Annotated in this window: 28 protein-coding genes; 22 read left to right on the forward strand and 6 right to left on the reverse strand. The window is 63.8% G+C overall.

Going from position 1 to position 24,324, the window contains the following annotated elements; all coding sequences use genetic code 11:
- The 10 genes from ACVWW1_RS32985 to ACVWW1_RS33030 all read left to right on the forward strand — a co-directional run bounded on the left by ACVWW1_RS32985 (position 1) and on the right by ACVWW1_RS33030 (position 9,431).
- On the forward strand, positions 1 to 957 hold the full coding sequence (locus tag ACVWW1_RS32985) for an FAD-dependent monooxygenase (protein ID WP_456658760.1): 957 nt from the start codon (positions 1 to 3) through the stop codon (positions 955 to 957).
- Complete coding sequence (locus ACVWW1_RS32990; protein WP_456658761.1) at positions 938 to 1,624, forward strand: aromatic-ring hydroxylase C-terminal domain-containing protein; 687 nt, start codon at positions 938 to 940, stop codon at positions 1,622 to 1,624. The genes ACVWW1_RS32985 and ACVWW1_RS32990 overlap by 20 nt, the downstream gene beginning before the upstream one ends.
- Positions 1,621 to 2,823: an FAD-dependent monooxygenase gene (locus tag ACVWW1_RS32995; RefSeq protein ID WP_456658762.1), complete on the forward strand. Its 1,203-nt coding sequence runs from the start codon at positions 1,621 to 1,623 to the stop codon at positions 2,821 to 2,823. The genes ACVWW1_RS32990 and ACVWW1_RS32995 overlap by 4 nt, the downstream gene beginning before the upstream one ends.
- Complete coding sequence (locus ACVWW1_RS33000; protein WP_456658763.1) at positions 2,820 to 3,695, forward strand: VOC family protein; 876 nt, start codon at positions 2,820 to 2,822, stop codon at positions 3,693 to 3,695. Before ACVWW1_RS32995 ends, ACVWW1_RS33000 begins: the two co-directional genes overlap by 4 nt.
- A gap of 42 nt (positions 3,696 to 3,737) precedes the next feature.
- The gene (locus ACVWW1_RS33005; RefSeq protein WP_456658764.1) at positions 3,738 to 4,985 is read left to right on the forward strand and encodes an ABC transporter substrate-binding protein; all 1,248 of its coding nucleotides are present in this window, start codon (positions 3,738 to 3,740) and stop codon (positions 4,983 to 4,985) included.
- Positions 4,986 to 5,196: 211 nt separating this feature from the next.
- Positions 5,197 to 5,574 carry a hypothetical protein gene (locus ACVWW1_RS33010; protein ID WP_456658765.1) on the forward strand — a complete coding sequence of 126 codons (378 nt, stop codon included), beginning with the start codon at positions 5,197 to 5,199 and terminating at the stop codon, positions 5,572 to 5,574.
- Complete coding sequence (locus ACVWW1_RS33015; RefSeq protein ID WP_456658766.1) at positions 5,538 to 7,040, forward strand: spermidine synthase; 1,503 nt, start codon at positions 5,538 to 5,540, stop codon at positions 7,038 to 7,040. Before ACVWW1_RS33010 ends, ACVWW1_RS33015 begins: the two co-directional genes overlap by 37 nt.
- A gap of 239 nt (positions 7,041 to 7,279) precedes the next feature.
- Positions 7,280 to 8,542: a TadE/TadG family type IV pilus assembly protein gene (locus ACVWW1_RS33020; RefSeq protein ID WP_456658767.1), complete on the forward strand. Its 1,263-nt coding sequence runs from the start codon at positions 7,280 to 7,282 to the stop codon at positions 8,540 to 8,542.
- A 14-nt stretch (positions 8,543 to 8,556) separates the two neighbouring features.
- Positions 8,557 to 9,054, forward strand: a complete 498-nt coding sequence (locus tag ACVWW1_RS33025; protein ID WP_456658768.1) for a TadE/TadG family type IV pilus assembly protein — start codon at positions 8,557 to 8,559, stop codon at positions 9,052 to 9,054.
- Positions 9,051 to 9,431: a TadE/TadG family type IV pilus assembly protein gene (locus tag ACVWW1_RS33030; RefSeq protein ID WP_456658769.1), complete on the forward strand. Its 381-nt coding sequence runs from the start codon at positions 9,051 to 9,053 to the stop codon at positions 9,429 to 9,431. Before ACVWW1_RS33025 ends, ACVWW1_RS33030 begins: the two co-directional genes overlap by 4 nt.
- Before the next feature lie 137 nt (positions 9,432 to 9,568).
- Here ACVWW1_RS33030 and ACVWW1_RS33035 read toward each other — a convergent pair whose 3' ends face one another.
- Entirely contained in the window at positions 9,569 to 11,227 is a 1,659-nt protein-coding gene (locus ACVWW1_RS33035; RefSeq protein ID WP_456658770.1) for an alkaline phosphatase family protein, read from the reverse strand.
- A 365-nt stretch (positions 11,228 to 11,592) separates the two neighbouring features.
- Here ACVWW1_RS33035 and ACVWW1_RS33040 point away from each other — a divergent pair, with 365 nt between their 5' ends.
- The 7 genes from ACVWW1_RS33040 to ACVWW1_RS33070 all read left to right on the forward strand — a co-directional run bounded on the left by ACVWW1_RS33040 (position 11,593) and on the right by ACVWW1_RS33070 (position 15,923).
- Entirely contained in the window at positions 11,593 to 12,504 is a 912-nt protein-coding gene (locus ACVWW1_RS33040; protein ID WP_456660729.1) for a tripartite tricarboxylate transporter substrate-binding protein, read from the forward strand.
- A gap of 109 nt (positions 12,505 to 12,613) precedes the next feature.
- On the forward strand, positions 12,614 to 13,330 hold the full coding sequence (locus ACVWW1_RS33045) for a TetR/AcrR family transcriptional regulator (protein WP_456658771.1): 717 nt from the start codon (positions 12,614 to 12,616) through the stop codon (positions 13,328 to 13,330).
- Between the two features lie 47 nt (positions 13,331 to 13,377).
- On the forward strand, positions 13,378 to 13,629 hold the full coding sequence (locus ACVWW1_RS33050; RefSeq protein ID WP_456658772.1) for a hypothetical protein: 252 nt from the start codon (positions 13,378 to 13,380) through the stop codon (positions 13,627 to 13,629).
- Between the two features lie 169 nt (positions 13,630 to 13,798).
- A complete protein-coding gene (gene minC / locus ACVWW1_RS33055; protein ID WP_456658773.1) occupies positions 13,799 to 14,515 on the forward strand; it encodes a septum site-determining protein MinC in 717 nt (238 codons plus the stop codon).
- Positions 14,516 to 14,536: 21 nt separating this feature from the next.
- Positions 14,537 to 15,352, forward strand: a complete 816-nt coding sequence (gene minD, locus ACVWW1_RS33060) for a septum site-determining protein MinD (RefSeq protein ID WP_092122315.1) — start codon at positions 14,537 to 14,539, stop codon at positions 15,350 to 15,352.
- Positions 15,352 to 15,630 carry a cell division topological specificity factor MinE gene (minE, locus tag ACVWW1_RS33065; protein WP_171948207.1) on the forward strand — a complete coding sequence of 93 codons (279 nt, stop codon included), beginning with the start codon at positions 15,352 to 15,354 and terminating at the stop codon, positions 15,628 to 15,630. Before minD ends, minE begins: the two co-directional genes overlap by 1 nt.
- Entirely contained in the window at positions 15,627 to 15,923 is a 297-nt protein-coding gene (locus ACVWW1_RS33070; RefSeq protein WP_092122321.1) for a hypothetical protein, read from the forward strand. Before minE ends, ACVWW1_RS33070 begins: the two co-directional genes overlap by 4 nt.
- Positions 15,924 to 16,063: 140 nt before the next feature.
- Here the strand turns inward: ACVWW1_RS33070 and ACVWW1_RS33075 are convergent, their stop codons facing one another.
- Positions 16,064 to 17,035 carry an NAD-dependent protein deacetylase gene (locus ACVWW1_RS33075; protein ID WP_456658774.1) on the reverse strand — a complete coding sequence of 324 codons (972 nt, stop codon included), beginning with the start codon at positions 17,033 to 17,035 and terminating at the stop codon, positions 16,064 to 16,066.
- Here ACVWW1_RS33075 and ACVWW1_RS33080 point away from each other — a divergent pair.
- On the forward strand, positions 17,019 to 17,399 hold the full coding sequence (locus tag ACVWW1_RS33080) for a c-type cytochrome (RefSeq protein WP_456658775.1): 381 nt from the start codon (positions 17,019 to 17,021) through the stop codon (positions 17,397 to 17,399). The genes ACVWW1_RS33075 and ACVWW1_RS33080 overlap by 17 nt on opposite strands.
- A 20-nt stretch (positions 17,400 to 17,419) precedes the next feature.
- Here the strand turns inward: ACVWW1_RS33080 and ACVWW1_RS33085 are convergent, their stop codons facing one another.
- Together ACVWW1_RS33085 and ACVWW1_RS33090 are read right to left on the reverse strand one after the other, a co-directional pair.
- The gene (locus ACVWW1_RS33085; protein ID WP_456658776.1) at positions 17,420 to 18,556 is read right to left on the reverse strand and encodes a LysM peptidoglycan-binding domain-containing protein; all 1,137 of its coding nucleotides are present in this window, start codon (positions 18,554 to 18,556) and stop codon (positions 17,420 to 17,422) included.
- A gap of 320 nt (positions 18,557 to 18,876) precedes the next feature.
- Positions 18,877 to 19,083 (reverse strand): hypothetical protein, encoded by a 207-nt coding sequence (locus ACVWW1_RS33090; RefSeq protein ID WP_176534193.1) that lies wholly within the window; start codon positions 19,081 to 19,083, stop codon positions 18,877 to 18,879.
- Between the two features lie 296 nt (positions 19,084 to 19,379).
- Between ACVWW1_RS33090 and ACVWW1_RS33095 the strand changes: the two genes are divergently transcribed.
- On the forward strand, positions 19,380 to 19,622 hold the full coding sequence (locus tag ACVWW1_RS33095; protein WP_456658777.1) for a hypothetical protein: 243 nt from the start codon (positions 19,380 to 19,382) through the stop codon (positions 19,620 to 19,622).
- A gap of 20 nt (positions 19,623 to 19,642) precedes the next feature.
- On the opposite strand, the gene ACVWW1_RS33100 is transcribed toward ACVWW1_RS33095, so the two are convergent.
- A complete protein-coding gene (locus tag ACVWW1_RS33100) occupies positions 19,643 to 20,107 on the reverse strand; it encodes an Lrp/AsnC family transcriptional regulator (protein ID WP_207833793.1) in 465 nt (154 codons plus the stop codon).
- A gap of 161 nt (positions 20,108 to 20,268) precedes the next feature.
- On the opposite strand from ACVWW1_RS33100, the gene ACVWW1_RS33105 reads away from it, so the two are divergent.
- From ACVWW1_RS33105 to ACVWW1_RS33115, 3 genes are all read left to right on the forward strand, one after another.
- Entirely contained in the window at positions 20,269 to 21,282 is a 1,014-nt protein-coding gene (locus tag ACVWW1_RS33105; RefSeq protein WP_456658778.1) for a 1-aminocyclopropane-1-carboxylate deaminase, read from the forward strand.
- A gap of 143 nt (positions 21,283 to 21,425) precedes the next feature.
- Complete coding sequence (locus ACVWW1_RS33110; RefSeq protein ID WP_456660730.1) at positions 21,426 to 21,671, forward strand: hypothetical protein; 246 nt, start codon at positions 21,426 to 21,428, stop codon at positions 21,669 to 21,671.
- Between the two features lie 205 nt (positions 21,672 to 21,876).
- Entirely contained in the window at positions 21,877 to 23,145 is a 1,269-nt protein-coding gene (locus ACVWW1_RS33115; RefSeq protein WP_456658779.1) for a S1C family serine protease, read from the forward strand.
- 154 nt (positions 23,146 to 23,299) lie between these two features.
- On the opposite strand, the gene ACVWW1_RS33120 is transcribed toward ACVWW1_RS33115, so the two are convergent.
- Positions 23,300 to 24,241 (reverse strand): metallophosphoesterase, encoded by a 942-nt coding sequence (locus ACVWW1_RS33120; protein ID WP_456658780.1) that lies wholly within the window; start codon positions 24,239 to 24,241, stop codon positions 23,300 to 23,302.
- Positions 24,242 to 24,324 lie beyond the last annotated feature (83 nt).

Below are 24,324 nucleotides of genomic sequence, written 5' to 3' on the forward strand. Positions count from 1 at the left end.
ATGAAATCGGTTCCGGTTTTGATTGCAGGGGGCGGTCCCGTCGGGATGACGCTTGCGAACGTCCTGGCCCGTTTCGGCATTCGCTCCATGCTGGTCGAGCGGAATGCGACGACGACCCGTCATCCGAAGATGGACATCACCAACAGCCGCAGCATGGAGCTGTTCCGCCGGTTCGGCCTGTCGGACGCGTTGCGAAAGGTCGCGGTAGCGGAAGATCATCCCTTCGACGTCTCCTGGATCACGAGCCTCGCGGGATATGAGCTGCATCGGTTTCGGTACATGAGCCCGAGCGAGTTTCGAAAGCACAGCCGAACCAGGAACGACGGCACCCAGCCGCTCGAACCGCCGATGCGCGTTTCACAGGTCGAGATCGAACCTGTCCTGAAGAAGGCCATCGACGCCCGTTCGGAAGTCGAGGTGAGGTTCGGCGTCGCCTTTGAAAGCTTTGAAGCGAAGGACGATGGCGTCGTCGCCGTCCTGCGGGAGCAGGGGAGTGGCGCGCAAGAACAGGTCAGCTGTCAGTATCTCATCGGTTGCGACGGCGGCTCCAGCCGCGTTCGCGCGGGACTGGATATCGCGCTGGAGGGCCAGTCGCGCGTCGGCGAGCTCTACATGATTCACTTTCGATCGACGGAGCGCGACCTGTTGCAGCGCTGGGGTGTCGCCTGGCACTACCAATCTCCGCTTGGAACAATGATTGCCCAGAACGATGATGATATCTGGACCGTGCATGTTCCCGTGCTGCCCGGGCAGGATGCGACCAAGCTCGATCCACGCGCGCTCGTCGAGGCCTATGCCGGCCGGCCATTTCCGTTCGAGATCCTGGTCGCGAATGCCTGGACGCCACATCTCGTGGTTGCCGAATCTTATGGCAAGGGACGTGTCCTCCTCGCCGGCGACTCCGCGCATCAGTTCATCCCGACCGGCGGGCTACGGAATGAACTCTGGGGTCGGTGACGCCATCGACCTCGGCTGGAAACTGGCTGCGACGCTGCAAGGTTTCGGCGGGCCCGGCCTGCTCGCTTCATATGAAGTCGAGCGGCGTCCCGTCGCTGCACGAAATCGCGACGCGTCCGGCCGCCACATGCAAGTGCGAATGCAGATTGCTGAAGCCTATGGAAACCTGCTGCAAGGCGACAACAGCGAAAATCCCGTGCGCCGCGCCGAAGTCGGTGCGGAGCTCGCCAGGCTTGGCAACGCAGAGAACGAATGCTTCGGGATCGAGCACGGCTTTGTTTATGAAGGATCGCCGATCGTCGCTGACGGGGCGGCCGCTCCATTTCCGTTCGATCCCGTCGTCTACAAGCCGACGACCACGCCCGGTGCCCGCCTGCCCAGCACGTATCTGAAGGATGGGACGGCACTCTACGACCGGCTCGGTGCGCATTTCACGCTGATCGATTTCCGCGGCGCCGACCTGTCACCCTTCGTCGACGGTGCGGCGCGACGGCGGATCCCGCTGTCGATCCTGCAACTCGACGAGCCCGATCTGAAGGGCGTCTATGGCCGGGACATGCTGCTCGTGCGCCCCGACCATCACATCGCGTGGCGTGGAACGGGCGGCAAGGCACCCAATGCGGACGCGATCCTCGCGACGGCTCTCGGCTGGGGAGGCGAGCGGTGAAGCCGCTGCATGCCCTCGTGATCGGTGCCGGTATCGGGGGCACGGCCGCTGCCATTGCGCTGCGCCGGGCCGGTCTCGACGCTTCTCTGTTCGAGCAGACGACGGCGCAACGCGAGGTCGGCGCCGGCATCCAGATCAGCCCCAACGCCTCCCGGCTGCTTCGCCGCTACGGGCTTGGCGACGCCATGGCGCGAGCCGCCGTTCGTCCCGCCGCGGTGGTCTTTCGTCGCTGGCAGGACGGCCGTGTGCTGGGGCGCGAGGAATTGGGCGACGTCCTCGAGGACCGCTACGGTTCGCCCTACTACCATTTCCACCGGGCGGACCTCATCGCTCTCCTGGCGGACGCGTTCGGCCCCAAGGAGATCAAGCTCGGGCGTCGCCTGATCAATGTCGAGCAAGACGATAGCGGCGTGACCGCCCATTTCGACGATGGCACGTCCGCGCGCGGCGACCTCCTGATCGGGGCCGACGGAATCCACTCCAGGGTTCGTGAGTGTCTGTTCGGCGAGGAAAAGCCGAGGTTCTCGGGGCAGATCGCGTATCGGGGGCTCGCGCCTGTTGAACGCGTCGCGCATCTCGGCCTTCCGCTCGATGTCACGAACTGGGTGGGGCCGGGCGGTCACTTTGTCCATTACTTCGTTGCCGCCGGTCGCTTTCTGAATTTTGTGGCGGTGAGCGAAGCGGCGACCTGGACGCGGGAGCAGTGGTCCGACCGCGGTTCGATCTCCGATGCCGTCAAGATCTATGAAGGGTGGCATCCGCAGACTGCGACGATTCTCAACGCGGTCGACGAGACGTTCAAGTGGGCGCTGTTCGATCGCAATCCATTTCCGGAATGGACGCAGGGGCGGATCGCACTCCTCGGGGACGCCTGTCATCCCATGCTGCCGTTCATGGCACAAGGTGCCGCACAGGCCATCGAGGATGGCGCGGCGCTGGCGGCCTGCCTGAAACACGCAGCCTTCGACATTCCGTCTGCGTTTCGCGCTTACGTCGCATTGCGCAAGCCGCGTGCGACTGAGGTGCAGGAAAGATCCCGCGCCAATTCCACGAGCTTCCACATGCCGGATGGGCCGCAGCAGATCGAGAGGGATCACATCCTCGCCACGCGCGGCGTGCGCGGCAGCCCCGAGGCAATGAACCGACTTTATGGCTACGACGCAGAAGCCGTCGCGGCGACGCTGGAGGAAAAACCATGACCCGCGCTTTCCAAATCGCCTATGTCGATCTCGATACGCCCGCCGCAGAGCAGGAGTTCGCCTATTATGATCAAGTGATCGGCGCAACTCCGACCGAGCGGGGCTCCGACGGCCGCACCTATTTCAGCCTCGGTGTCGATCACCACAACATCACCATCAAGCCGGCGTCCGATAAACGCCTCACCGCACTCGGTCTGAGGATCGGCCAAGAAGCGATCGACGAGACGATCCGCTCACTGCGCGATCTCGGACTTTCCGCGGAAAGGAAGAGCGATGCGCGGCCGGGCGTTCCGGACTTGGTGGAGGTTGCCGTTGCCGGGCACACACTGCACCTCGTGCCGGAGATGGCCATGCCCGGCCCCGGTTTCCGCACCTCGGGTGTCGTTCCGACGCGGCTCGGACATATCGCCCTGATGGCGCCGGAGGCGGACAAACTCATCAAATTCTGTTCGGCGATCGGGTTTCGTGCGACCGATTGGTTCGAGGGAATAGCCACGTTCCTGACCTGCAACCACGATCACCACGTGCTCAATATCATCGCGGCACCGGAGGCGCGGGTTCATCATCTCGCCTTCGAGCTGCGCAGCCGCGCCGCGCACCACGACGCGGCGGATTTTCTGGCGACGACAGGTCATCCGATGCTCTGGGGCCCGTCGCGGCACACCGCGGGCCATAACCTCGCTTCCTATCACTATGACCCCAGCCGCTTTCTGATCGAGCTCTACTCCGACATGGACGTGCTCGTTCCAGAGCTCAATATTTTCGAGCCGCGACCGTGGCACGATGCATTTCCCCAACGCCCTCGCGTGTGGACGATCGATCAGCTGACGACGTGGGGAACCCGTTTCGAGTTCGACTTGAAGACGGCGTAGCGCCGGCCGATTGCCGATCGAAAACCAACCGCGAGGAAAGAGATGCCACGGCACGCGCGCGAGGCTAGATCCGCTTGTTTGGGTGTCGCGCTGACGATCCTGGTCGGCTTGGCCGTTGCGGCGCCGGGCTCGGCTCACGAGGAGAAGCGCTACGATCCCGGCGCATCCGACACAGCGATCAAGATCGGCAACACGGCTCCCTACAGTGGGCCGCTCTCCTCGAATGGCATCATCGCCAGGACGGAAGCCGCCTACTTCAAGATGATCAACGATCAAGGCGGGGTTAACGGCCGCAAGATCGAGTTCATCTCCTATGATGATGCCTATAGTCCCCCGAAGACCGTCGAGCAGACCCGCAAGTTGATCGAGAGCGACGAGGTGCTGCTGCTCTTCAATCAACTCGGTACGCCGACCACCATGTCGGTCATCAAATATGTCAACGCCAGGAAGGTGCCGCAGCTGTTTATCGCGGCCGGAGCAACGGTCTTCGGCGATCACGAGGCATACCCCTGGTCGATGGGTTTTCAGCCAAGCTACCAGAGCGAAACGCGCATCTACGGGAAATACCTGCGCGAAAACTACCCCGACGGAAAGATTGCCGTTCTGTCGTCCAATGACGACTTTGGACGGGACAACATCAAGGGCTTGAAAGACGGTCTGGGCGATGCGGCCGGCAACATCGTCGCCGAGGTCACCTATGAGACAAGCGCGCCGACGATCGATTCCGAGCTTGTGAAGCTGAAATTCTCGGGCGCGAGCATCTTCGTCAATTTCGCCTCCGCGAAGTTTGCGGCCCAAGCCATCAAGAAAGCAGCAGAGATCGGCTGGAAGCCCGTGCATATCCTGCATGGGAACTCGCAATCGATCAGCGCTGTGCTGAAACCTGCCGGCCTCGAGAACGCCAGGGACATCATCACCGCAAGTTACAGCAAGGACCCCGCGGATGCGGCCTGGAAGGATGACCCCGGCTTGAAGAGATTCTCCGATTTCATGGCCGAGCACATGCCGGGCGAGGATCGAGACAATTCCTACGTGGTCTATGGATACAACGCCGCGCAGGCGCTGGTTGAAGTGCTCAGGCAATGCGGGGATGACCTGACGCGCGCCAACGTCATGAGGCAGGCCGAGGCTTTGAACGGGGCGCACCTCGACATGCTGCTTCCGGATATCGCGTTGACGACATCGCCAAGCGACCACTATCCGATCGAACGAATGCAACTACAGAAGTTCGATGGGCGGAACTGGGTGCGATTTGGCGCCGGCGTTGAAGGCGCGCTGGACAAGAAGTGAATGGCCATTGGCGGAGGATCCTGTCGGTAGGCAAAACTGAATTTCGGCAATGGCTCAAATGGTGGGTTCCCGGCAGCTCGACAATTGCGTTGTCTTTCAACGAGCTTGCCGAGCCCTTTCTCCGCCGCCGATATGCGCTCCCTGAACTGCGATTAACCCTCGCTTAGGCGTGGCTAACTGCCTTGCAAGCAAAGATTGCAAGGGCCAACGAATGTCACTTTTTGAGAACGCGCCGGATCGCACGCTTCCGGAGGTATCGCGTTCTGCCGATGATACGCGCCTGCTGCCGGTCCTCAGCGTGGCGACGCTGTTCGTATCCGCGCTGCTGCTGTTCCTGATTCAGCCGATGTTCGCGAAAATGGTGCTGCCGAAGCTTGGCGGCGCGCCCTCGGTCTGGTCGGTGGCGATGGTGTTCTTCCAGGCCGTCCTGCTCGCCGGCTATGCCTATGCGCATCTGCTCGGCCGGTTGTTCGGGCCGCAGCGCGCGGGCCTCGTCCATCTGCTCCTGCTCGTGGTCACGGCCATGATCTTGCCAATCGCGATCGCGCCCAATTGGGGTGCGCCACCCGCCGATGGGACCGCGCTCTAGCTGTTCGGGCTGTTCGCTGCGTTCCGCTGGCGCTCTATCTGTTCACCTTCGTTGTCGTGTTCCGCGACCGGCCGTGGATCAGCCACGCGACCGTGGTGCGCCTCGTTCCGTTCGCCGTGGCCCCGCTTGCGATCAGTCTGGTTGGCGCCAAGGTGTACTGGTTCACGACGATCGTGCTCCATCTCGTCGTGTTCGCGCTGTTGGCGCTGCTCTGTCATAGCGAGCTTTATGCCCAGCGCCCGCGCCCGCAGCGGCTGACGGAGTTCTTCCTGTGCACCTCGCTCGGCGGTGTGCTGGGCGGCGCCTTCGCGGGGCTGCTGGCGCCGCAGATATTTTCCGGCAATTACGAATATCCGATCCTGATCGCACTCGCATTGCTGGCACTGCCCGGCATGTTCGCAGGCGGTGCGCGCCAGGCGCTGATGAAGGCGTCGCCATGGCTGGCGGTGGCGATCGCCCTTGCCACGGTCTGGTACGTGACCCAACTACAGCTTCTGGCCTCCTTCGAGCTTCCGTTCCGGGCCTTGCTGGTCCTGCTGGCGGCCGGCATGATATTTTTGCGCCAGCGGCCGGTGTCATTCGCCGGATTGGCGATCGCCGGCCTGATGCTGACGACGTTCTGGCGTCCGGGCATGGCCCCGATCGAGACCGCGCGCAGCTTCTTCGGGGTCCATACCGTGGTCGACCTCGCGGATGGCCGCGCGCGGCTGCTGTTCGACGGCAACACGATGCATGGCGCAGAGCGGTTGCGGAACGACGACGGCACGCCGGTCGAGGGAGCGCCTCAGCCTCAGAGCTACTACTATCCGGGCAGCCTGCTGGCCGAAGGGGTTGCGGCGATACGTAGCGCCCGGAGCAGCTTCGGACGGGTTGCGGTCGTCGGTCTCGGTACCGGCACGCTCGCTTGCCTCCGTCGCGGCGCCGAGAACTGGACGTTCTTCGAGATCGATCCCGAGGTGATCCGGATCGCGAGCAATCCAACCCTCTTCACGTTCCTGTCGCGCTGCGCGCCGAAGGCCAGCCTCGTGCTCGGCGATGCGCGTCTCACACTGCAGGCCTCACTTGATCGCTACGACCTGATCGTGCTGGACGCCTTCTCGTCCGATAGTATTCCGGTCCACCTGCTGACGCGTGAAGCGATCGCCGGCTATGTGTCGAAGCTGGCGCCGCACGGGGTCATCCTCGTGCACATCTCCAACCGCCATCTCGATCTCGCGCCGATCATGGCGAATGTCGCGCAGTCCCAGGGGTTGATCGCACTCTTCAAGGAAGGACATCCCGTCGGCGACGTCATGACTACGCTGAGGACGGCGTCCCGGGTGGTGATGCTTGCGCGCACGCCTGACGATGTCGGCAAGGCGGCCCGGCATTGGGCCGCCATGTCGCCGGATCCGGACAGCGCACTCTGGACGGACGACTACTCGAATCTCCTTGGCCCCATGCTGCGGGCGAAACTCGGCTCCTGACCGCGCGTAGAACTGCGCGTGGCCAACTTCTACGGTCATGTTTGCTGCGGTACGACAGAGGATCGGACAGCCCGGATTGGCTAAAGGAGTGTTAAGAGCCATGTCCGATTTTCGTCGATCGCGCAGAACTGACATTAAATTGTCATGCTGTAGGAATCGGGGAAACTTGCCACAAGCGGCGTGAGGACAACATGACGGCCTTCATCACTTGGAAGGCGGAAGTTGGAATATCCTCGCAAATGAGGTCGGCACCGGATGAGTGCCAAGCGTGCCCGGATGGTCTCCTGAAGCGCTTTGCGCGCGACCAGTCCGGCAGCTACGCGATTATCATCGCCTTGCTGATGCCAGTCCTGGTGGGAACCGCAGGACTTGGTACCGAGGTCGCGTGGTGGTTCTACAAGCACAAGAATATGATGAGCGCGGCCGACTCCGCGGCGGTCAGTGCAGCCACCGCCGGCACCAATTTTGCGACCGAAGCCAACGCCATCACGACGTTCTACGGCTACGCGAACGGGATCGGCAACGTCACCGTCACCGTGAACCAGCCGCCGTCCACGGGAAGCTTCACTTCCAGCTCCCAGGCGGTCGAAGTCATCATCACCCAGCCGCAAGCGCGGCTCATGTCGGCGTTGTTCGGCTCCGGGGCGGTGCCGGTCACGGCCCGTGCCGTCGCACTGGGCAATGTCGGCACAGGCTGCGTGCTGGCGCTCGACCCGACCGCCAATCCCGCCGTGACGGTGAAGGGCAACACCCAGCTCAACCTGATCAACTGCAACCTCTATGACAACTCGAACGGCGGCTCGGCGCTCGATGTCAGCGGGACGGCAACGATATCCGCAGCCATGGTTGGCGTCGTTGGCGGGGTTTCCGGCACGAGCAGCATCACGGCGACCGCCGGCATTCGGACCGGCATCAGGGCGATCGCGGATCCCTATGCCAACGTCACGCCCACGATGCCGACGTGGTGCGACTACTCGAACAAGTTCAACGTGAAGGGGACGACGACCCTCAGTCCGGGGAGCTATTGCGGTGACATTTCGGTGGCCGCCGGTGCCACGCTGACATTCAATCCAGGGGTTTACTATTTGAACGGCGCGAACCTGTCGGTGGCCGGCAACGCTACGATCACGGGAACGGGCGTCACCCTGGTGTTTACCGGCTCGGGCGGCAACTGGGGCTCGGCGACGATCGGGAGCAACGCCAATGTCAGCCTCACGGCGCCGACGAGCGGAACGACCGCTGGAATCGCAATCTATGGCGACCGGAGGATGCCGGTGGGTACCAGCTTCAACTTGACGGGCGGCGGTACACAGAATCTGCAGGGAGCGGTCTACCTCCCGAAAGGGGCGCTGAGCTTCAGTGGCGGCAATGGCACGAGCACGACATGTACGCAAATCATCGCCGACACGATCTCGATCGTCGGAAATTCCAATGTCCAGGTCAATTGCGCCGCGATGGGCGGCAATGCCATCGGTACGGCGACAGCGCAGCTTGTCGAGTAAGCTGGAGGGATGAGATGAAAACGGGCACGACAGGTGGTGAGCGCCGTTCCCAACGACGCTGCATACTCTTCCGTCGCAGGTTCGGAAATGACACGCGCGGTGTCGCGGCGATCGAATTCGGCGTCCTGGTTCCGCTGCTTTCGCTGATGGTCGTTTCGGTGACCGATATCGGCCTTGCGATCTACCGCAAGATGCAGGTGGAGGGTTCGTCGCAAGCAGGCGTCGAGTATGCCATCGCACATGGGTTCGACGCCAATGCGATTTCGACCGCCGTGGCAGCCGCGACGAATTCCAATGTGATCAACGCCTCGCCTGTTCCGATCAAGTTTTGCGGGTGTGCGACCAGTTCGGGCGTCAGCAGCATGACCTGCGGCGGAATCTGTCCCGGAGGCGGAATGGCGGGTACATACACCATCGTCTCCGCGCAAGGCAGCTACTCGACCATCATCAACTACCAGGTCGTTCCGAACAGCTATGTCATCAGCACCCAGTCGACGGCGAGGCTGCAGTGAAACGCGCATTCTGGCGCGACCGGAGCGGGGCGTCGGCACTCGAATTCGGCCTGATCGCGCCGTTCTTCTTCGCGTTCCTGTTCGGCGTGATCGAGTTCGGGCTGTTGATGTGGACGCAGGTGGGAATGCAGCACGCAGTGGCGGTCACGGCGCGATGCGCCAGCGTCAACGCCACGCTTTGTCCGACCGGCAACCCGAGCGCGATAGCCACCTACGCAACCCAGCAGGCGTTTGGACTGAGCTTGCCGTCCTCGACATTCACCTACAGCGCCGCGGCGTGCGGCAGCCAGGTGAGCGCAAACTATCAATTCCAGTTTCCCCAGATCCTCAATCTGGCGCCGTTCACGCTGACGGCCGCGGCCTGCTTTCCCTCCTAGAAGTTCGTGTCCCGAGGCGTGCCGCGAGGACATCGGCGTCCCGTGCCCCGGGACGCCGATGTGTAGGCGAGACTGTTCGGCTTGCCCGATCACGATGTGCCGGTGCAAGCCATTCGGTGCGTTGCTCCCTTTGCGCTTTACTTCAGCTTCAAGGCCTCGACACCTTCGTCACGAACCGCCTGGAGGCTGCGCGGATTGAGGTCGAGCGCATGGAGGATCGTCGGCGCGATCTGGGTGGTGAAAGCCGTCTCCTCGACGACCCTCGCATGCTTGATGCGCGGCGAAGAGACCAGCAGCAGCACGTTGCGATCGTCGTTGGAGAAGCCGCCGTGCTCGGCGAGCTTGCTGCCGCCGGTGCAGATGACGCCATGATCGGTGATGGCGATGAAGTCCGGCACCCGGCTGTTGTGGAACGGATCTTCATAGAGCTTGGTCAGTTCGTCGCGGTCGAGCAGCTTCTGGATATGCAGATCGGCGGCGTGGGCGAGGATGTAAGCCTTGGCATCTGCGTAGTAGGGATGGCCGGTCGCCGGATTGGTCGCTTGCTGCAGCTCCGGCGACAACCAGACCAGCGCCTCGTCATCGCAGATCTCGAAGCCGTTGGTACCGAAGCCGGGCGCCTTGCTGTACAGCGCATCGGAGATCGCCACGCGGTCCTTGACGTCGATCGGTGACTGGCCGTGCTTGGCGCTGACGATGATCAGCGTCGAATCGTAGAGGTTCTGCGCCTTGAGTTCATTGACGAACTTGCCGAGCGCGTCGTCCACGAACTGGAATTGCAGCGTGAGCGCATTGCCGGGCGTTGCCTTGCCGTCGGCATAGCCGCCGACAAGCGACTTGTCGGCATCCGCATGGCCGGCCTTGGCGAGCTTCTGGCCGACGCTGACCGCCTGGAAGTTCATGCCGAAGATCGCGGGCACCGGCTGACGCTGGCTGCGCGTGCCGTCATAGCCGTCGATCCAGTTCAACACCGCCTTCACTTTCAGCGAGTCGTAGGAGCGGACGCCGGTGTAGCTCGTGGTGTAGTCGTCGCCGGGCTGGGCGCCGGCGTCGATGGTGTCCTGCGAATTGATTTCCGGCGTGAAGAGCTCGTCGAGGCCCTTGCCCGACGGGCCCGCAAGGTCCTCATAGGCTGGATGCTTGTCGGACCAGGCCGTGCGCATTCCGGCCTCCTTGATGACTTCGAAGATCGTGTTGGTGCGCACGTAATCATGGGGATAGACCGGCACGCACTGGCCGTTCACGAGCTTGCGCTGCATGTGATCCGGATCGAGCTGGGTGTAGACCTGACCCAGCGTGCCGCCGGCGGTGTAATCGGCGACCAGCCCGCTGGAGTAATTGTAGGTCTTGTCGAGCGCTTCGAAGTTGGTGAGTTCGGTTCCTGCCGGGCCCACACAACCGGGGTCCGCAAGACCCTGGCTGGTGTAGAAGGCCTTGGCCGGATATTCGGTGCGGTCATAGCTGTCGTCATAGAACAGGCCGCCGCCCTTCGGCGTGGCGCCCGTGACCTGCGCGAGCATGCCGGGAAAGCTGTCGGATGGCGCGGTGGTATAGGCGTTCGGATAGACCACGCCCTTTCCGGTGAGCTGGGCGAAGTTGCCGCCGGGGCGGCTTTCGACCCAACGCTTCAAATCGACGGCGTGCATGCCGTCGACGCTGATCAGCAGGACGTGCTTGTAGCCATGTCGCTGCGAATGGTCATTGTCGTCATCCGCTTGCGCGACGGCGACGCCGCAAGCCAGCATGGCTGCCGCTATCGCGGCCGTTGACAGGAAATAGTCACGAAAGCCACTCATGAGTTCGCCCCTCTTTGATTTCGGTGAGTTTGGAATCGCCTGCGCTGGCCGCGACAACTTGTCGCGGTCAATTGACGGCGGCATGACGCTTTCATGCGAGTTCGATGACCGTGGTCGGGGCTGACCGGCATCCGATGATTGCAGGATTGGCCCAATCTGGGCGACGCGCCGGCCGGGCGACGCCGCGCAATGGCAAGCTTTGCCGTTCAAACGCGGACATCGCGTCTCTGACGTCTTATGCTGGACCGCGCGACACTGCCGGCTCTATGAGAGCATGAGGGGGAACGCGCATGCCCAACATGTCTCGCCGGCCATTCCTGCAACTCGCGCTCGGCGCGGCGACGCTGCCGCTTGCTTCCCGCGGCATGCGCGCGGAAACGCTTGCGCGCCCCATCACGATGATCGTGCCGTTCGCCGCCGGTGGGCCGACCGACGTGCTGGCGCGGATCCTCGCCGAATATATGCGCAATTCGCTCGGCCATCCCGTCATTATCGAGAATGTCACGGGCGCCTCCGGCACTGTCGCGGGCCTGCGCGCCTCGCGCGCGGCGCCGGACGGCACGACGATCACGATCGGGCATTGGGGCACGCATTGCCTCAATGGCGCGATCTATCAGCTGCAATATGACGTGCGCGAATTCGCGCCGATTGCGCTGGTCGCGAGCGGACCGCAGCTCATCATCGGACGGCCCGATCTGCCGGCGAAGAATCTGAAGGAGCTGATCGCCTGGCTCAAGACCAATGGCGACAAGGCGACCGCCGGCACCGCGGGCCCGGGTTCGGGCGCGCATGTCGCGGGCGTGTTCTTCCAGCAGCTGACGGGCACGAACTTCTCGTTCGTGCCGTATCGCGGCGCCGGTCCCGCGCTGAACGATCTGATGGCCGGGCATATCGACATTATGTTCGATCAGGCCTCCAACTCGCTGCCGCAGGTGAAGAGCGGAACCGTGAAGGCTTTTGCGGTGACCGCATCGTCGCGGCTCGCATCGGCGTCGGATATTCCGACGGTCGACGAGGCTGGACTGCCGGGACTCGATATCGCCTATTGGCACGGCATCTGGGCGCCGAAGGGCACGGGCCCCGATATCGTTTCGACGCTGTCGAAGGCGGTGATGTCGGCGCTCGCCGAGCCCGTCGTTCGGCAACGCTTCGCGGAACTCGGGCAGGAGATCCCGTCACCGGACAAGCAGACCTCTGCCGCGCTGCGCGACCATCAGGCCGCCGAGGTCGAGAAATGGTGGCCGATCGTCAAGTCGGCCAACATCAAGGCGGAATAGGCGCAATCATCTGATTCAAAAAGTGTTTTGACCGGCCCCGATCCGGGCTCGTTGCCTTGAAAAGACGGTTCATACTCCTATATGTGCAATCGTACATATAAGAGCAACGATGACTGATCCGAGTAAATTGGTGGCGGCGCAGGCCTCCCGGCCCAAGGGACGCCGCAGCAAGGATATGCCCGACGGCCGCCAGGCGCTGCTGATCGCGGCGACCGAGGCCTTTGCGAGTCTCGGTTTCGACGGCGCCGACCTGCGCAGCGTCGCCGCGGCGGCGGGCGTCGCGCCGAATCTCGTGCGCGTCCATTTCGGCAACAAGGCCGCGCTGTGGGAGGCCTGCCTCGACCGCGTCGTTACACTTGCGGAGCCTGTGATGGCCGAGGTGCACACCATCGCCACGGACACGCGCCGTTCGCTGGCTGACCGGCTGCGCGATCTCATCATCCGCGTCGCCACGTTCTATGCCGCGCATCCGCAGGTGCGGGACTTCGTGGTTCGCCACGGCGCGGAAACGCCGGAGCGCTCCGCAATGGTGACCGAAAAGCTGCTGCGTCCGGCCTATGAGAGCGCGCGCGAGCTCTTCGAGGCCGGCATCGCGGCGGGCATCATCCGCAGCAGCCATCCGGCGCTGTTCTTTGCGCTGCTCAACGCGGCGCTCAACCAGCCGCCGGCGTTTCCGATGCTGCTCGGCCGGTTTGCGCCCGAGATCGATCCCGAGACAGCGCGGACGCAGCTGCTCGATACGACGATCGCAACGCTTTTGCATCTTCCGCCGTCGCAAGCCGGTGCCGAACCCGCCGCCGGCAACGGCCGCACGCCGCTGTCGTGACATCCAGTCTCGACCAACACTTCAACCTGCCAGTGAGAGAGTGATCCATGAAACTTCGTCTTGCCCTCGTGCTTCTCGCCGCAACGATTGCGCCCGCGTTGGCCCAGTCCGGACTGAACGAATCCATGCAGCGTCAAGCCTGCCTGGGTGACGCGGTCCGGCTGTGCGGCGCCTACATTCCGGATCGCGGCCGGATCAGGGATTGCATGGCCGCGCAGGTCGAGCAGCTCAGCCCGTCATGCCGCGCGGTGTTCGATGCGTCGGTGCAGGCCGAGCGATCGCCGTCGTCGCGGCGGTGATCCGCGCCACCGGTCACAGAATCATGCGTCCAGGCAACAGGTCGCAGCCAACAGCGGTTGCCGGAGGAGCAGCCCTCGCAAATCCGTGAAAACACCTCCTTCCGTTAACCTTTGATTAACCATGCGGTCCGATTGTTAACCATTCGACAAGAGAACCGAGTCAGAGGCGATGGACGCAACTCAACAGGTGGCACGTCAGCAGGTCCGCATGCGCGGCCGTTCCTATGTTGCGTTCGTTTTCTCGCCAATCGTGCCCGTGGTGTCCTGGCTCGCCGAGATCGACGCGACGCTGGGGAAGTCGCCGGGCTTCTTCGCCGGCAAGCCTGTGGTGCTCGACCTCTCGGCGGTCGACCTCAGCCAGGCCGCGATCGCGCATCTGGTCGGCAGCCTCGCTGAGCGCAATATCCGCATTCTCGGCATCGAGGGTGTCGACGAATCCAAGCTCGGCGCCAACCTGCCGCCGCTTCTGACCGGCGGCCGGGCCTGCGCAATCACCCATGTCGAGCCGAAGACGCCGCCGGCGCAGGAAAAGAACAAAGACAAGGACAAGACCAAGCTGCCGTCGCTGCTGCTGGAGAGCCCGGTGCGTTCCGGCCAGTCGATCGTGTTTGCCGAAGGCGATGTCACCGTGCTCGGCTCGGTCGGCTCCGGCGCCGAGATCGTCGCCGGCGGCTCGATCCATGTCTACGGCACGCTGCGCGGCCGCGCGATGGCCGGCATCAACGGCAATTCGGCGGCGCGGATCTTCTGCCAGAAGATCGAGGCCGAACTGCTAGCCATCGACGGCTACTACCAGACCGCAGATGAAATCGCCGACAGCTTGCGCAACCGGCCCGCCCAGGCGTGGCTCGAGGGCGAAATGCTGCGCATCACAGCTTTGAACTGATCGACCACAAGGAGAGAGAGAATGGCCAAGGTATTGGTCGTGACGTCTGGGAAGGGCGGGGTCGGCAAGACGACCTCCACCGCCGCGCTTGGCGCGGCGCTCGCGCAAATGGGCCAGAACGTCGTCGTCATCGATTTCGACGTCGGCCTGCGTAACCTCGATTTGGTGATGGGCGCGGAGCGGCGGGTCGTGTTCGACCTCATCAATGTGGTGCAGGGCGTCGCCAAGCTGCCGCAGGCGCTGATCCGCGACAAACGGCTGGAAAATCTCTGGCTGCTGCCGGCGTCGCAGACCCGCGACAAGGACGCGCTGACCGAAGAAGGCGTCAAGCGCGTGATCGCCGACCTCAAGACCAAGTTCGACTGGATCCTGTGCGACAGCCCGGCCGGCATCGAACGCGGCGCGACGCTCGCGATGCGCTATGCCGACGAGGCCATCATCGTCACCAATCCGGAAGTGTCGTCGGTACGCGATTCCGACCGCATCATCGGCATGCTGGATTCCAAGACCGCCCGCGCCGAGCGTGGCGAGCGGGTCGAGAAGCATCTGCTGGTCACCCGCTACGACAGCGCGCGTGCCGCGCGCGGCGAGATGCTGTCGATCGACGATATCCTGGAAATCCTTGCCACACCGCTGCTCGGCATCGTCCCGGAAAGCCAGGACGTGTTGCGCGCGTCCAATGTCGGCTGCCCGGTCACGCTGAACGCTGCGAGCAGCGCGCCGGCGCGGGCCTATACCGACGCGGTGCGGCGCCTGATGGGCGAAGCGGTGGAGATGACCGTGCCGGTCGAGCGCAAGGGGCTGATGGACCGGTTGCTGCGACGGAGGGCGGCATGATGAACGTAATGCGGCTGTTCGGCGGCCGCTCTGCATCGGCGCCCGTCGCGCGGGAGCGGTTGCAGATCCTGCTTTCGCATGAGCGCGGCCGGACCGGCACGCCGGACCTTCTGGAGATGCTCCGCTCGGAAATCCTGGGCGTGGTCTCCAAGCATATCGACGTCGATCCCGACAAGGTCGTGGTCCGGATGGACCGGGGCAAGTTCGTCTCGATGCTGGAAGTCGACATTGAGGTTCCCAACGGCGTGCAACGATCAAAGATGGTGGCGGCCACATGACAGCAGACAGCAACAGTCACATTGCCTGGCAGCGCGCGCAGCTGAAGAAGCTGCGTGCGGCGTTGAAGGCGATCGAGGTCGATCAGCTCGGCAAGGCCAATTGCGGCCGCGCGACGCAGATGACGATCGACGAATTGCAGCGCAAGATCGGCGAATCCGGGCGCTGCATCGCGGAGTACGAGCGCCGCACGCGTCGTCCGTTGGCAACGGACCGGGGCAGCCTCGCCAGCGTCAGCTGGACGCACTGGAACGCCAACATGCCGATGGCCAAGTCGCAGCGCCATCGCGCGTGACGGGATAGTTTATCCCGTCGTCATTGCGAGGAGCTCGCGACAAAATTGCAGAGCAATTTTGCGCTGAAGCGACCGAGCAATCCATGCTTCAACGTGTGCGGCACGATGGATTGCTTCGCTTCGCTCGCAATGACGGCCGGCTACAGCAAAAACGCCAGCGCCGCCTCGCACTGGTCCTCGATCTTGAGCGTGAGCAACTCGTCGGCGCGGGTGCGGCCGAGATTGACGGCGGCGATCGGCAAGCCGCGCTGCTCCGCCATCCGGACGAAGCGAAAGCCGGAATAGACCATCAGCGAGGAGCCGACGATCAACAGAGCGTCGGCCTGTTCGAGATGCGCCTGCGCCGACGCGACGGTATCGCGCGGCACGTTCTCGCCGAAGAACACCACGTCGGGTTTCAGCACGCCGCCGCAGGCCTCGCAGGCCGGCACCACGAACGACGAAAAATCCTGCTCGAGATCGGCATCGCCGTCAGGGGCATCGCCGGCATCGAGCGTGAGCCAGGCGGGATTCAGCCGCGCCAGCTCGCTCTGAAACTGCTCGCGGGGCGTCGTCGCGCCGCAGCCGAGGCAGCGCACCACATCGAGCCGGCCGTGCAGGTCGATCACGCGCTGGCTGCCTGCGGCTTGGTGCAGCCGGTCGACATTCTGCGTCAAGAGCAGCTCGCAGCGGCCTTGTTGTTCGAGCTTCGCCAGTGCGCGATGCGCGCCGTTTGGCGCCGCGCGGCCGAACCGCCGCCAGCCGACCATGCTGCGCGCCCAGTAGCGCTGCCGCGTCGCCGCCTCACCCAGGAATGCCTGGATCGTGACCGGCCGCGTCCGCTTCCAGTTGCCGTCGCTGTCGCGATAGTCGGGAATGCCGGAATTGGTGCTGCAGCCGGCCCCGGTCAGGACAAACAGGCGCTGGTGACCGGTGACGAAATCCTCAAGGGCGGGGTGCTGCATGGCAGCACATCTAGTGTGGCGGGCATGCCTGCGCCAGATGTGGGGCCTGCCAGATGAGGACCTTTCGCGTGGCCTCTGCGTTGACGGCATGGCGGCCGGGGCAGGGTGTTGCAAACTGTCTTGCTTAGCGCAATTGCCGAGGAAGAGACCGATGCGGCCGGGATTCATTGTCGTCGTTTGCGGGCTGATGTCCCTGTCGCTGTCACCGTCCCATGGCCAGGATGCGGACGTGCCCGGCGAGCAGGCATTCAACAATTCCTGCCGCACCTGCCACACCGTCAAGGACGGCGATAACCGCGTCGGCCCGAACCTGCACAACATCATCGGCCGCAAGGCCGGATCGGTCGCGAACTTTCCCTATTCGGAGGCGATGAAATCATCCGACATCGTCTGGGATGAGCGCACGCTGCTGCACTTCATCGAGGATCCGGAAGCCGTGGTGTCCGGCAACGGCATGAAGCCGTATACCGGCGTTCGCTCGGCGGAGGATCGCGCCAAGATCGTGGCCTTCCTGAAATCCCCCGGCAAGTGAGCGTTGGCGGAATGCCGGCCTCAACGAGCCGGCAGGACGAACACCTGGCCGGGATAGATCAAATTGGGATTGCGGATCTGCTGCATGTTGGCGCGATAGATCACCGCGTAGCGCTGCCCGGCACCCAATGCGCGCTGGCTGATCCGCCACAGGCTGTCGCCGCGGGCCACGGTGGTCGTGGTGATCTTCGGCACGACCACGGCGGAAGGTGAGTTCAGTGCGGTGGTGGTTGCCGCCGCGAGTTGCGGCGTGGTCACACCCGTACGGCCGGACGCCGCCGCAGATGTCGTGATCGATGCGGTCGTCGTGGTGTCCGGAACGTTGAACGGCACCTCGGCGCGCGCGCGGACCTTGCCGGAGCCAAGGTCGACCTCGTCAAGCCGGATCCGATAGTCGCCGGTCATTACGCCCTTGTTGATCGTGACCGAGAGGTGCCCCGCCGCGTCGGCCGTCGCGGATGTGATCAGACTGTCGTTGAGATAGAGCTTGACCGTCGCGCCGGGAGTTGCCTGAGCGCTGACATGGAGCTTGCCGCCCGGATCGGTCTCGACGGCCTCGACAGCCACCTTCCCGTGCGTCGCCGCCGCAGGTTGCGACAGCACGCGGATCGGCCTGTCCGGCGCCATCAGCGCCACCATCGGGCGCTCTCTTGTCGCAGCGTCGAGCGCCACCGCCACGCTCTGCTTGGAGGTCACCTGCTTGCCGTCACGCGTGGTGCGCAGGGTCAGGTCGTAGTTTCCCGGCGGAAGCGGGCGCGGCACCATGACGAACTGGCCGGACTTGTCCGCCACGGCGCGATCGTGCACCTCGCCATTGCGCAGCAATTCCACCGTCGCGCCAGGGAGCGCCCGGCCGGCGACAACGGTCTCACCGGTCGGCTCGATGTTGACGACGTCAAACTCCGGCACCGCGGTGCCGCCCGGTGTTGCCGACGGTCCTGCCAAAGCGTTGGCCAGCGCCGCGGTCTCGGTCTGCGCCTTTGCCAGCGCAGTCTTGTCCTGGTCCTGCGCGGGAGCCGCTGGCGCCATCAAGCGCGTGCTCACGCCCAGGATCTGCTGGGTTTGGTGGATGCCGAAGATGAACGCAGCGGTGCCGCCGGCCGCAAGTGCCAGCAACGGTATGGCCAGTCTCATCGCCGTGACGTTCATGACTGTCATTCCGGGATGAATCTACCCGCGCATGCGCGCGCGCGACCCTGCAGCCCTGTGGGGAGTCCGGAAAGAGACTGCGCCGATTTGCGCGGCCCATCAAGCCGAATGAAAGGACTACTCCTCTTGGGCAGGCTGGCCGACGCAGCAGCTGTTGGGGATCGCGTCTGGCTCAGAACTCCGGCGCCGCATGGTCCGCCACCGGTGCGCGCGCAACAACCGTGGCCGGGTTGATTTCCTGCTCAGACTTACAGGTAAATCTTCGCTGGACGCTCGCTCGCAGTCCGCGGCAGATGGCCAGCGCCGATCTTCGACGGCGGCGCCGTTGCCTATTGCGAATACGACAGCTGTTCTTCCGTCACCACGCGCTCGATATTGCCTGCCTTGCTTCTGATCCGGTACCGAAGCCGCCCGTCGGCTTCAATCGGCATGCGTTGAATGATGGTGTAGACCGCCGGCTCATCGGCCTCGGCACGACCTTGCGGCCCCTGGGCCCGGTGGTGAACGTCTTCATTCAGCTTGTAGGCATATGACATCTGTCCACCTCTGCAGTTGGGGGTGCTCTCACGCAGGACTGTGCTGTGACGCAATGGAGCCGTGGCTTCCCGTATGGACGCGACTTGCTGTTTCGATGGCCGCGTCAGGCCTCTCCGGAGTCCGCAGGAGCACGTTGGCTACATTGACCGAATACGCCGCAAATAGCCACCGAATACTCGCCTTCGACCAAGGATGGGTGAGAGCGCTGGGTGGGTTCCCGGCCGTTTGCGGCCTCAATTGCCATTTGATCTCCGCAGGCAGATGCTGCCCGTCAGTGGTACAAGGGAGGAGCAACATGAGCAAGGCAGGTCTCGACCACCGGCATCCCAACAAGGATGGCGAAATCAGCGGCAAGCACGGAAACACGCTGCTCCGCACCTTGCGTAAGGTTTACGGGCCAGGTTTCGCGGCGGGTTATCCCGAAACCGAGAAGCTGAGCGATGTCCTGGCTTCGTTGAACGAGACCTCGCTGAGCCAACTCCGCAGAGATCATCAGACCGGCCATCTCGCGCACAAGATCGCCAAAGCTTCGAAGTAGGTGCCGAGCGGAGCCGCAGCTCAGAATTCGAGCTCCGCATTGTCCACCACCTCCTTCATCACGAAGAAGGTGCGGGTCTGCCGCACACCGGGCAGCGCGATCAGCTGGTCGCCATGGATGCGGTTGAAGTCCTCCATGTCGCCGACGCGGATCTTGAGGAAATAATCGAAGTCGCCGGCGACGAGGTGACAGTCGAGCACGAACTTCAGCTTCGCCACCGCCTGCTCGAAGCTCGCAAAGCTCTCCGGCGTCGAGCGGTCGAGCACGACGCCGACCATCACCAGCGCGCCCTTGCCGACCTTGCGCGGCGCCACCATGGCGCGGACGCCGCTAAGAAAGCCTTCGTCGAACAGCGCCTGGGTCCGGCGATGGCAGGTGGCGGGGCTGACGCCGACCTGATCGGCCAGCTCGGCGTTGCTGAGCCGACCGTTCTTTTGCAGCAATCTCAATATCTTGAGGTCGATGCGGTCGAGTCGGGCGGACATGGAAGAATCTCTCATTGCTAGCCAGTAACGTGAGAGAAAACATATCATCTGGCGCGAATTCGGCAATCTTCGACGATCAGGCGGCCTGACTTAGAGAGCACCTTTCGCGGCTGTAGTGATAGTTCTGGCCGCCGTTCCAGACCACCAAAGAGGATGCCAGTATGCTGGAGAAGTTCGCACGCTACCCGCTCACCTTCGGGCCGACCGCCATCGAGAAGCTCGATCGGTTGTCAAAGCACCTCGGCGGCAAGGTCGAGCTCTATGCCAAGCGCGAGGATTGCAATTCCGGGCTCGCCTTTGGCGGCAACAAGCTGCGCAAGCTCGAATACATCATCCCCGACGCGATCGCCTCCAACGCCGACACGCTGGTCTCGATCGGCGGCGTGCAATCCAACCACACCCGCATGGTCGCGGCAGTCGCGGCCAAGATCGGCATGAAGTGCCGGCTGGTGCAGGAAAGCTGGGTGCCGCATGAGGACGCAGTCTATGACCGCGTCGGCAACATCCTGCTCTCGCGCGTGATGGGCGCGGATGTGCGCCTGGTCGACGAAGGTTTTGACATCGGCATTCGCAAGAGCTGGGAGCAGGCGCTCGAGGAAGTGAAGGCGGCGGGCGGCAAGCCCTACGCGATCCCGGCCGGCGCCTCCGTCCACAAATATGGCGGGCTCGGCTATGTCGGCTTCGCCGAAGAGGTGCGCGCGCAGGAGCGTCAGTTCGGCGTCAAGTTCGACTACATCATCGTCTGCACGGTGACCGGCTCGACCCATGCCGGCATGCTGGTCGGCTTCGCCGCCGACGGGCGCGCGCGCAACGTGATCGGCATCGATGGTTCGTTCACGCCTGCGCAGACCAAGGCACAGGTGCTGTCGATCGCGCAGAACACCGCGAAGTTGGTCGAACTCGGCCGCGACATCGTCGAGGATGATGTCGTGCTGATCGAGGACTACGCCTATCCCGCCTATGGCGTGCCGTCGGACGAGACCAAGGCGGCGATCCGGCTCAGCGCACGGCTGGAAGGCATGATCACCGACCCCGTCTACGAGGGGAAATCGATGCAGGGCATGATCGATCTGGTGCAGAAGGGTTTCTTCCCGGCCGGGTCGAAGGTGCTCTACGCCCATCTCGGCGGCGCGCCGGCGCTCAACGGCTACGCCTACGCATTCAGGAACGGCTGAGACGACCAGAGTTTTCGATTTCGTAGCCCGGATGGAACCCCTGCATCCGGGCTACAGGTCCCGCCCGTCCTGCGTCAGGTCGGCGTCAGCTTCTCCCGATATCCTGTCCCAGGCCGGGCGAGTCGGGAGACCTTCGCGTGAGGATGATGAATGCGGCCGGCCGAGCCATCGCCGCGCTCGGCGTCGGCATCGTCGCGGTGGGGCATTGGTTTTGGGTTTACCAGAGCCGTGGTCATGCGCCGCACTCTTGCCTGCTGGCGATGAACAGCGAGATCGAGCTCTATGCCGGCATCTTCCTGATCGGCGTCGGCGTGCATGCCTTCGCATCCCGCTGCTGGTTCAGCGATCCAAATCCGCCGGCGCAGTCTTCGGTTCGGGAGCCGCAATAGCGTCCGCCTGGCACGTCGGCTGGACTATGTCCAGGTTGACATCTTCGGAACATAATAGGAACATGCCATCTGTAACCTGAGGGTGTGGCGATTGCCTCATCCGCGGCGGTATTGCGTGGCCGCTGGAGCAAAGGCCACGCCGCGCACCACTTGCGGATGAATTTCTCCGCCTCCTATAAGGGGTTGTGGCTGGGGAGTGGATGTCATGAGAGTTGCGATCTGGGCGGCCGTTGTGGCCGCGTGGCTGTTTGCGTCCGCAACTCCATCGAGCGCCCGCGGTCCCTACGGTTCGATCACGGTCGGCAATTGGAAGGGCGGCGCCTTTACCGACGACAAGAGCGGTGCGTTCACGCATTGCTCGGCGGGGAGCACATACCAGAGCGGCATCTTCTTCATGGTGGCGGTTGCCGCGAATGGCAGCTGGCGGCTGGGCTTGGCTCATGACAGCTGGCGTTTGACGCCGGGCGAAGCCTTTCCGCTTGCGCTGACCTTTGACGGCCAGCCCGCGTTCAATGTCTACGGTATGCCGCTCGGCGAGAAGCTCGTGAATGTCGAGATGCCGGTGAATTCGGCGCTGATCAATCAGTTCCGCAAGGCGCGCCAGATGACGGCGTTCGCGCAGGGGCAACTGTTTCAGTTCAATCTCAATCAGACCGCGCAATTGCTGCCGGCGCTGCTCAACTGCGTGGTCTCTGTGAAGAAGAACGGCGTCTCCAACGCCGGCGAGTTCGCGGTCGCGACAAAGCCTGCGGCTGCCGCGCCGCCGCAGCAGGCTGCTGCACCCAACGCGCCGCCCGCGAAGCAGGCGAGATCAGGCACCGGCACCGGCTTCGTCGTCAGCGATAGCGGCCACGTCGTCACCAACCATCATGTCGTCGATGGTTGCAGCGAGATCACGGGCAATCTGAGCGGTGCGGCGGCGGTCAAATTGCGGTTAGTGTCCGACGACGAGACCAACGATCTCGCGCTGCTGCAGGCGCCGTCCCCGTTCAAGGATGTCGCGAGCATCCGGCAGAACTCGATTAGGGTTGGCGACGGAGTCGTGGCGATCGGCTACCCCTATCATGGCCTGCTGACATCCGATTTCACCGTGACCACGGGCATCGTTTCTTCGCTGAGCGGCATCCTCAACGACACGCGTCATCTGCAGATCAGCGCCGCGGTACAGCCCGGCAACAGCGGTGGGCCGCTGTTCGATCTCGGCGGCGCCGTGGTCGGCGTGGTGGCCGCGAAACTCGACGCGGTCAGGATGGCGCGGGCCACGGGATCGATCCCGGAAAACATCAACTTCGCCATCAAGACCGGCGCGCTGCGCGACTTCCTTGACAACAGCGCGGTGATGTACCGGACCGCCGAATGGCGCGACGGGACCAAGAAGGAGACGTCCGATATCGCCAAGGATGCGCGCGGCTACACCCTGTTGATCACCTGCACGGTGAACGAGCAGAGCGCGAGCGCGAAGAAGGGCAATTGAGACCTCCGATACTCCCTCTCCCCATCCCTTACGGTAGGGCGATCGCATATCGGCCACACGTCATTCCCTGCGAAAGTCTGGGCAGCCGCTGGCTACTTTGCATGGGGTTGTTTTCGATATTTGGCCGTGCGCGCCTGCGACGTACGGGCGCGTATCACCCGAGCCGGCGCAGCGTATGCACCGTGATCTCGGCCGGGCAGTTCAGCCGCACCGGCGCAAGGCTGGTGCCGGCGCCGGCCGATGTGTAGCCGGCAAGTTCACCGAACCGCCAGGCGCCCCGGCCCATCCTGCGCGGCAGCCGCGCCTCGAGCTTGATGGCGATGCCGCCGGGCAGGCAGAGCTGGCCGCCATGGGTATGGCCGCTCAGCATCAGGTCGAAGCCGGCGGCGGCCGCCGCGCGATAGGATTCCGGCGTATGCGCGAGCAGGATCGAGAACGCATCGCGCGGGATCGCCGCGGCAGACTTTGCAATGTCGTCGGTGCGATAGAAATGCGCATCGTCGATGCCGGCGAGATGGATCGTCGCGCCATCGCGCGTGATCGGCTCCTGCTCGTTGAACAGCATTCTGATGCCCATCGCCTCCAGCGCCGGCGTCATGCGGATGCTGTCGTGATTGCCGAGGATGCCGTAGAGCGGCAGCTTGATCCGCGCGCAGAGATCCTTCATCAGCGCGAGACTGGTTTCGAACGGGCCAAACGTCTTGCCGCGATAATCGCCGGTGAGGACGCAGATGTCGCAAGCGACATAGCGGACGATGTCAGCCAGATGCCGCATCGCTCCCTGGCTGATGTCGGCGTGGAGATCGCTGAGATGAAGGATGGTGAAGCCGTCGAAGGCCGCTGGCAGACGCGTCGACGTCACGAGGTTGCGCCGCACCTCGACCCGGTCGGCGTTGCGGCGCGCCCGGCCATGCAGGCCGGCCAGCTTGAGCGCGGTCTCGACGATCCACGGCGCCAGCTTCCAGTTCTCGACGTTGAACACCAATGTGCCCTGGCCGAACAGCTGCTTTTCGTGCGCGGCCTCGATTCCAAGCCGGCGCACGACGTGATCCGCGCCGATCCGCTCGACCAATCCCTGCAATGCCGTGTCGGCCATCGTCCCCCGTGCGGCCCGCGATGCGAAACGCGAACCCGGCACGACACTATCACGCGCAATCCCGGCCGGGATACCACTGAGGC

Source organism: Bradyrhizobium sp. JR3.5 (genome assembly GCF_054057015.1).

Coding starts and splice junctions, on each gene's coding strand:
- ACVWW1_RS32985 (WP_456658760.1), top strand. CDS start 1: ATGAAATCGGTTCCGGTTTTGATTGCAGGGGGCGGTCCCGTCGGGATG.
- ACVWW1_RS32990 (WP_456658761.1), top strand. CDS start 938: ATGAACTCTGGGGTCGGTGACGCCATCGACCTCGGCTGGAAACTGGCT.
- ACVWW1_RS33000 (WP_456658763.1), top strand. CDS start 2,820: ATGACCCGCGCTTTCCAAATCGCCTATGTCGATCTCGATACGCCCGCC.
- ACVWW1_RS33005 (WP_456658764.1), top strand. CDS start 3,738: ATGCCACGGCACGCGCGCGAGGCTAGATCCGCTTGTTTGGGTGTCGCG.
- ACVWW1_RS33010 (WP_456658765.1), top strand. CDS start 5,197: ATGTCACTTTTTGAGAACGCGCCGGATCGCACGCTTCCGGAGGTATCG.
- ACVWW1_RS33020 (WP_456658767.1), top strand. CDS start 7,280: ATGAGGTCGGCACCGGATGAGTGCCAAGCGTGCCCGGATGGTCTCCTG.
- ACVWW1_RS33025 (WP_456658768.1), top strand. CDS start 8,557: ATGAAAACGGGCACGACAGGTGGTGAGCGCCGTTCCCAACGACGCTGC.
- ACVWW1_RS33035 (WP_456658770.1), bottom strand. CDS start 11,227: ATGAGTGGCTTTCGTGACTATTTCCTGTCAACGGCCGCGATAGCGGCA.
- ACVWW1_RS33040 (WP_456660729.1), top strand. CDS start 11,593: ATGCGCGCGGAAACGCTTGCGCGCCCCATCACGATGATCGTGCCGTTC.
- ACVWW1_RS33045 (WP_456658771.1), top strand. CDS start 12,614: ATGACTGATCCGAGTAAATTGGTGGCGGCGCAGGCCTCCCGGCCCAAG.
- ACVWW1_RS33050 (WP_456658772.1), top strand. CDS start 13,378: ATGAAACTTCGTCTTGCCCTCGTGCTTCTCGCCGCAACGATTGCGCCC.
- minC (WP_456658773.1), top strand. CDS start 13,799: ATGGACGCAACTCAACAGGTGGCACGTCAGCAGGTCCGCATGCGCGGC.
- minD (WP_092122315.1), top strand. CDS start 14,537: ATGGCCAAGGTATTGGTCGTGACGTCTGGGAAGGGCGGGGTCGGCAAG.
- minE (WP_171948207.1), top strand. CDS start 15,352: ATGAACGTAATGCGGCTGTTCGGCGGCCGCTCTGCATCGGCGCCCGTC.
- ACVWW1_RS33070 (WP_092122321.1), top strand. CDS start 15,627: ATGACAGCAGACAGCAACAGTCACATTGCCTGGCAGCGCGCGCAGCTG.
- ACVWW1_RS33080 (WP_456658775.1), top strand. CDS start 17,019: ATGCGGCCGGGATTCATTGTCGTCGTTTGCGGGCTGATGTCCCTGTCG.
- ACVWW1_RS33075 (WP_456658774.1), bottom strand. CDS start 17,035: ATGAATCCCGGCCGCATCGGTCTCTTCCTCGGCAATTGCGCTAAGCAA.
- ACVWW1_RS33085 (WP_456658776.1), bottom strand. CDS start 18,556: ATGACAGTCATGAACGTCACGGCGATGAGACTGGCCATACCGTTGCTG.
- ACVWW1_RS33090 (WP_176534193.1), bottom strand. CDS start 19,083: ATGTCATATGCCTACAAGCTGAATGAAGACGTTCACCACCGGGCCCAG.
- ACVWW1_RS33095 (WP_456658777.1), top strand. CDS start 19,380: ATGAGCAAGGCAGGTCTCGACCACCGGCATCCCAACAAGGATGGCGAA.
- ACVWW1_RS33100 (WP_207833793.1), bottom strand. CDS start 20,107: ATGTCCGCCCGACTCGACCGCATCGACCTCAAGATATTGAGATTGCTG.
- ACVWW1_RS33105 (WP_456658778.1), top strand. CDS start 20,269: ATGCTGGAGAAGTTCGCACGCTACCCGCTCACCTTCGGGCCGACCGCC.
- ACVWW1_RS33110 (WP_456660730.1), top strand. CDS start 21,426: ATGATGAATGCGGCCGGCCGAGCCATCGCCGCGCTCGGCGTCGGCATC.
- ACVWW1_RS33115 (WP_456658779.1), top strand. CDS start 21,877: ATGAGAGTTGCGATCTGGGCGGCCGTTGTGGCCGCGTGGCTGTTTGCG.
- ACVWW1_RS33120 (WP_456658780.1), bottom strand. CDS start 24,241: ATGGCCGACACGGCATTGCAGGGATTGGTCGAGCGGATCGGCGCGGAT.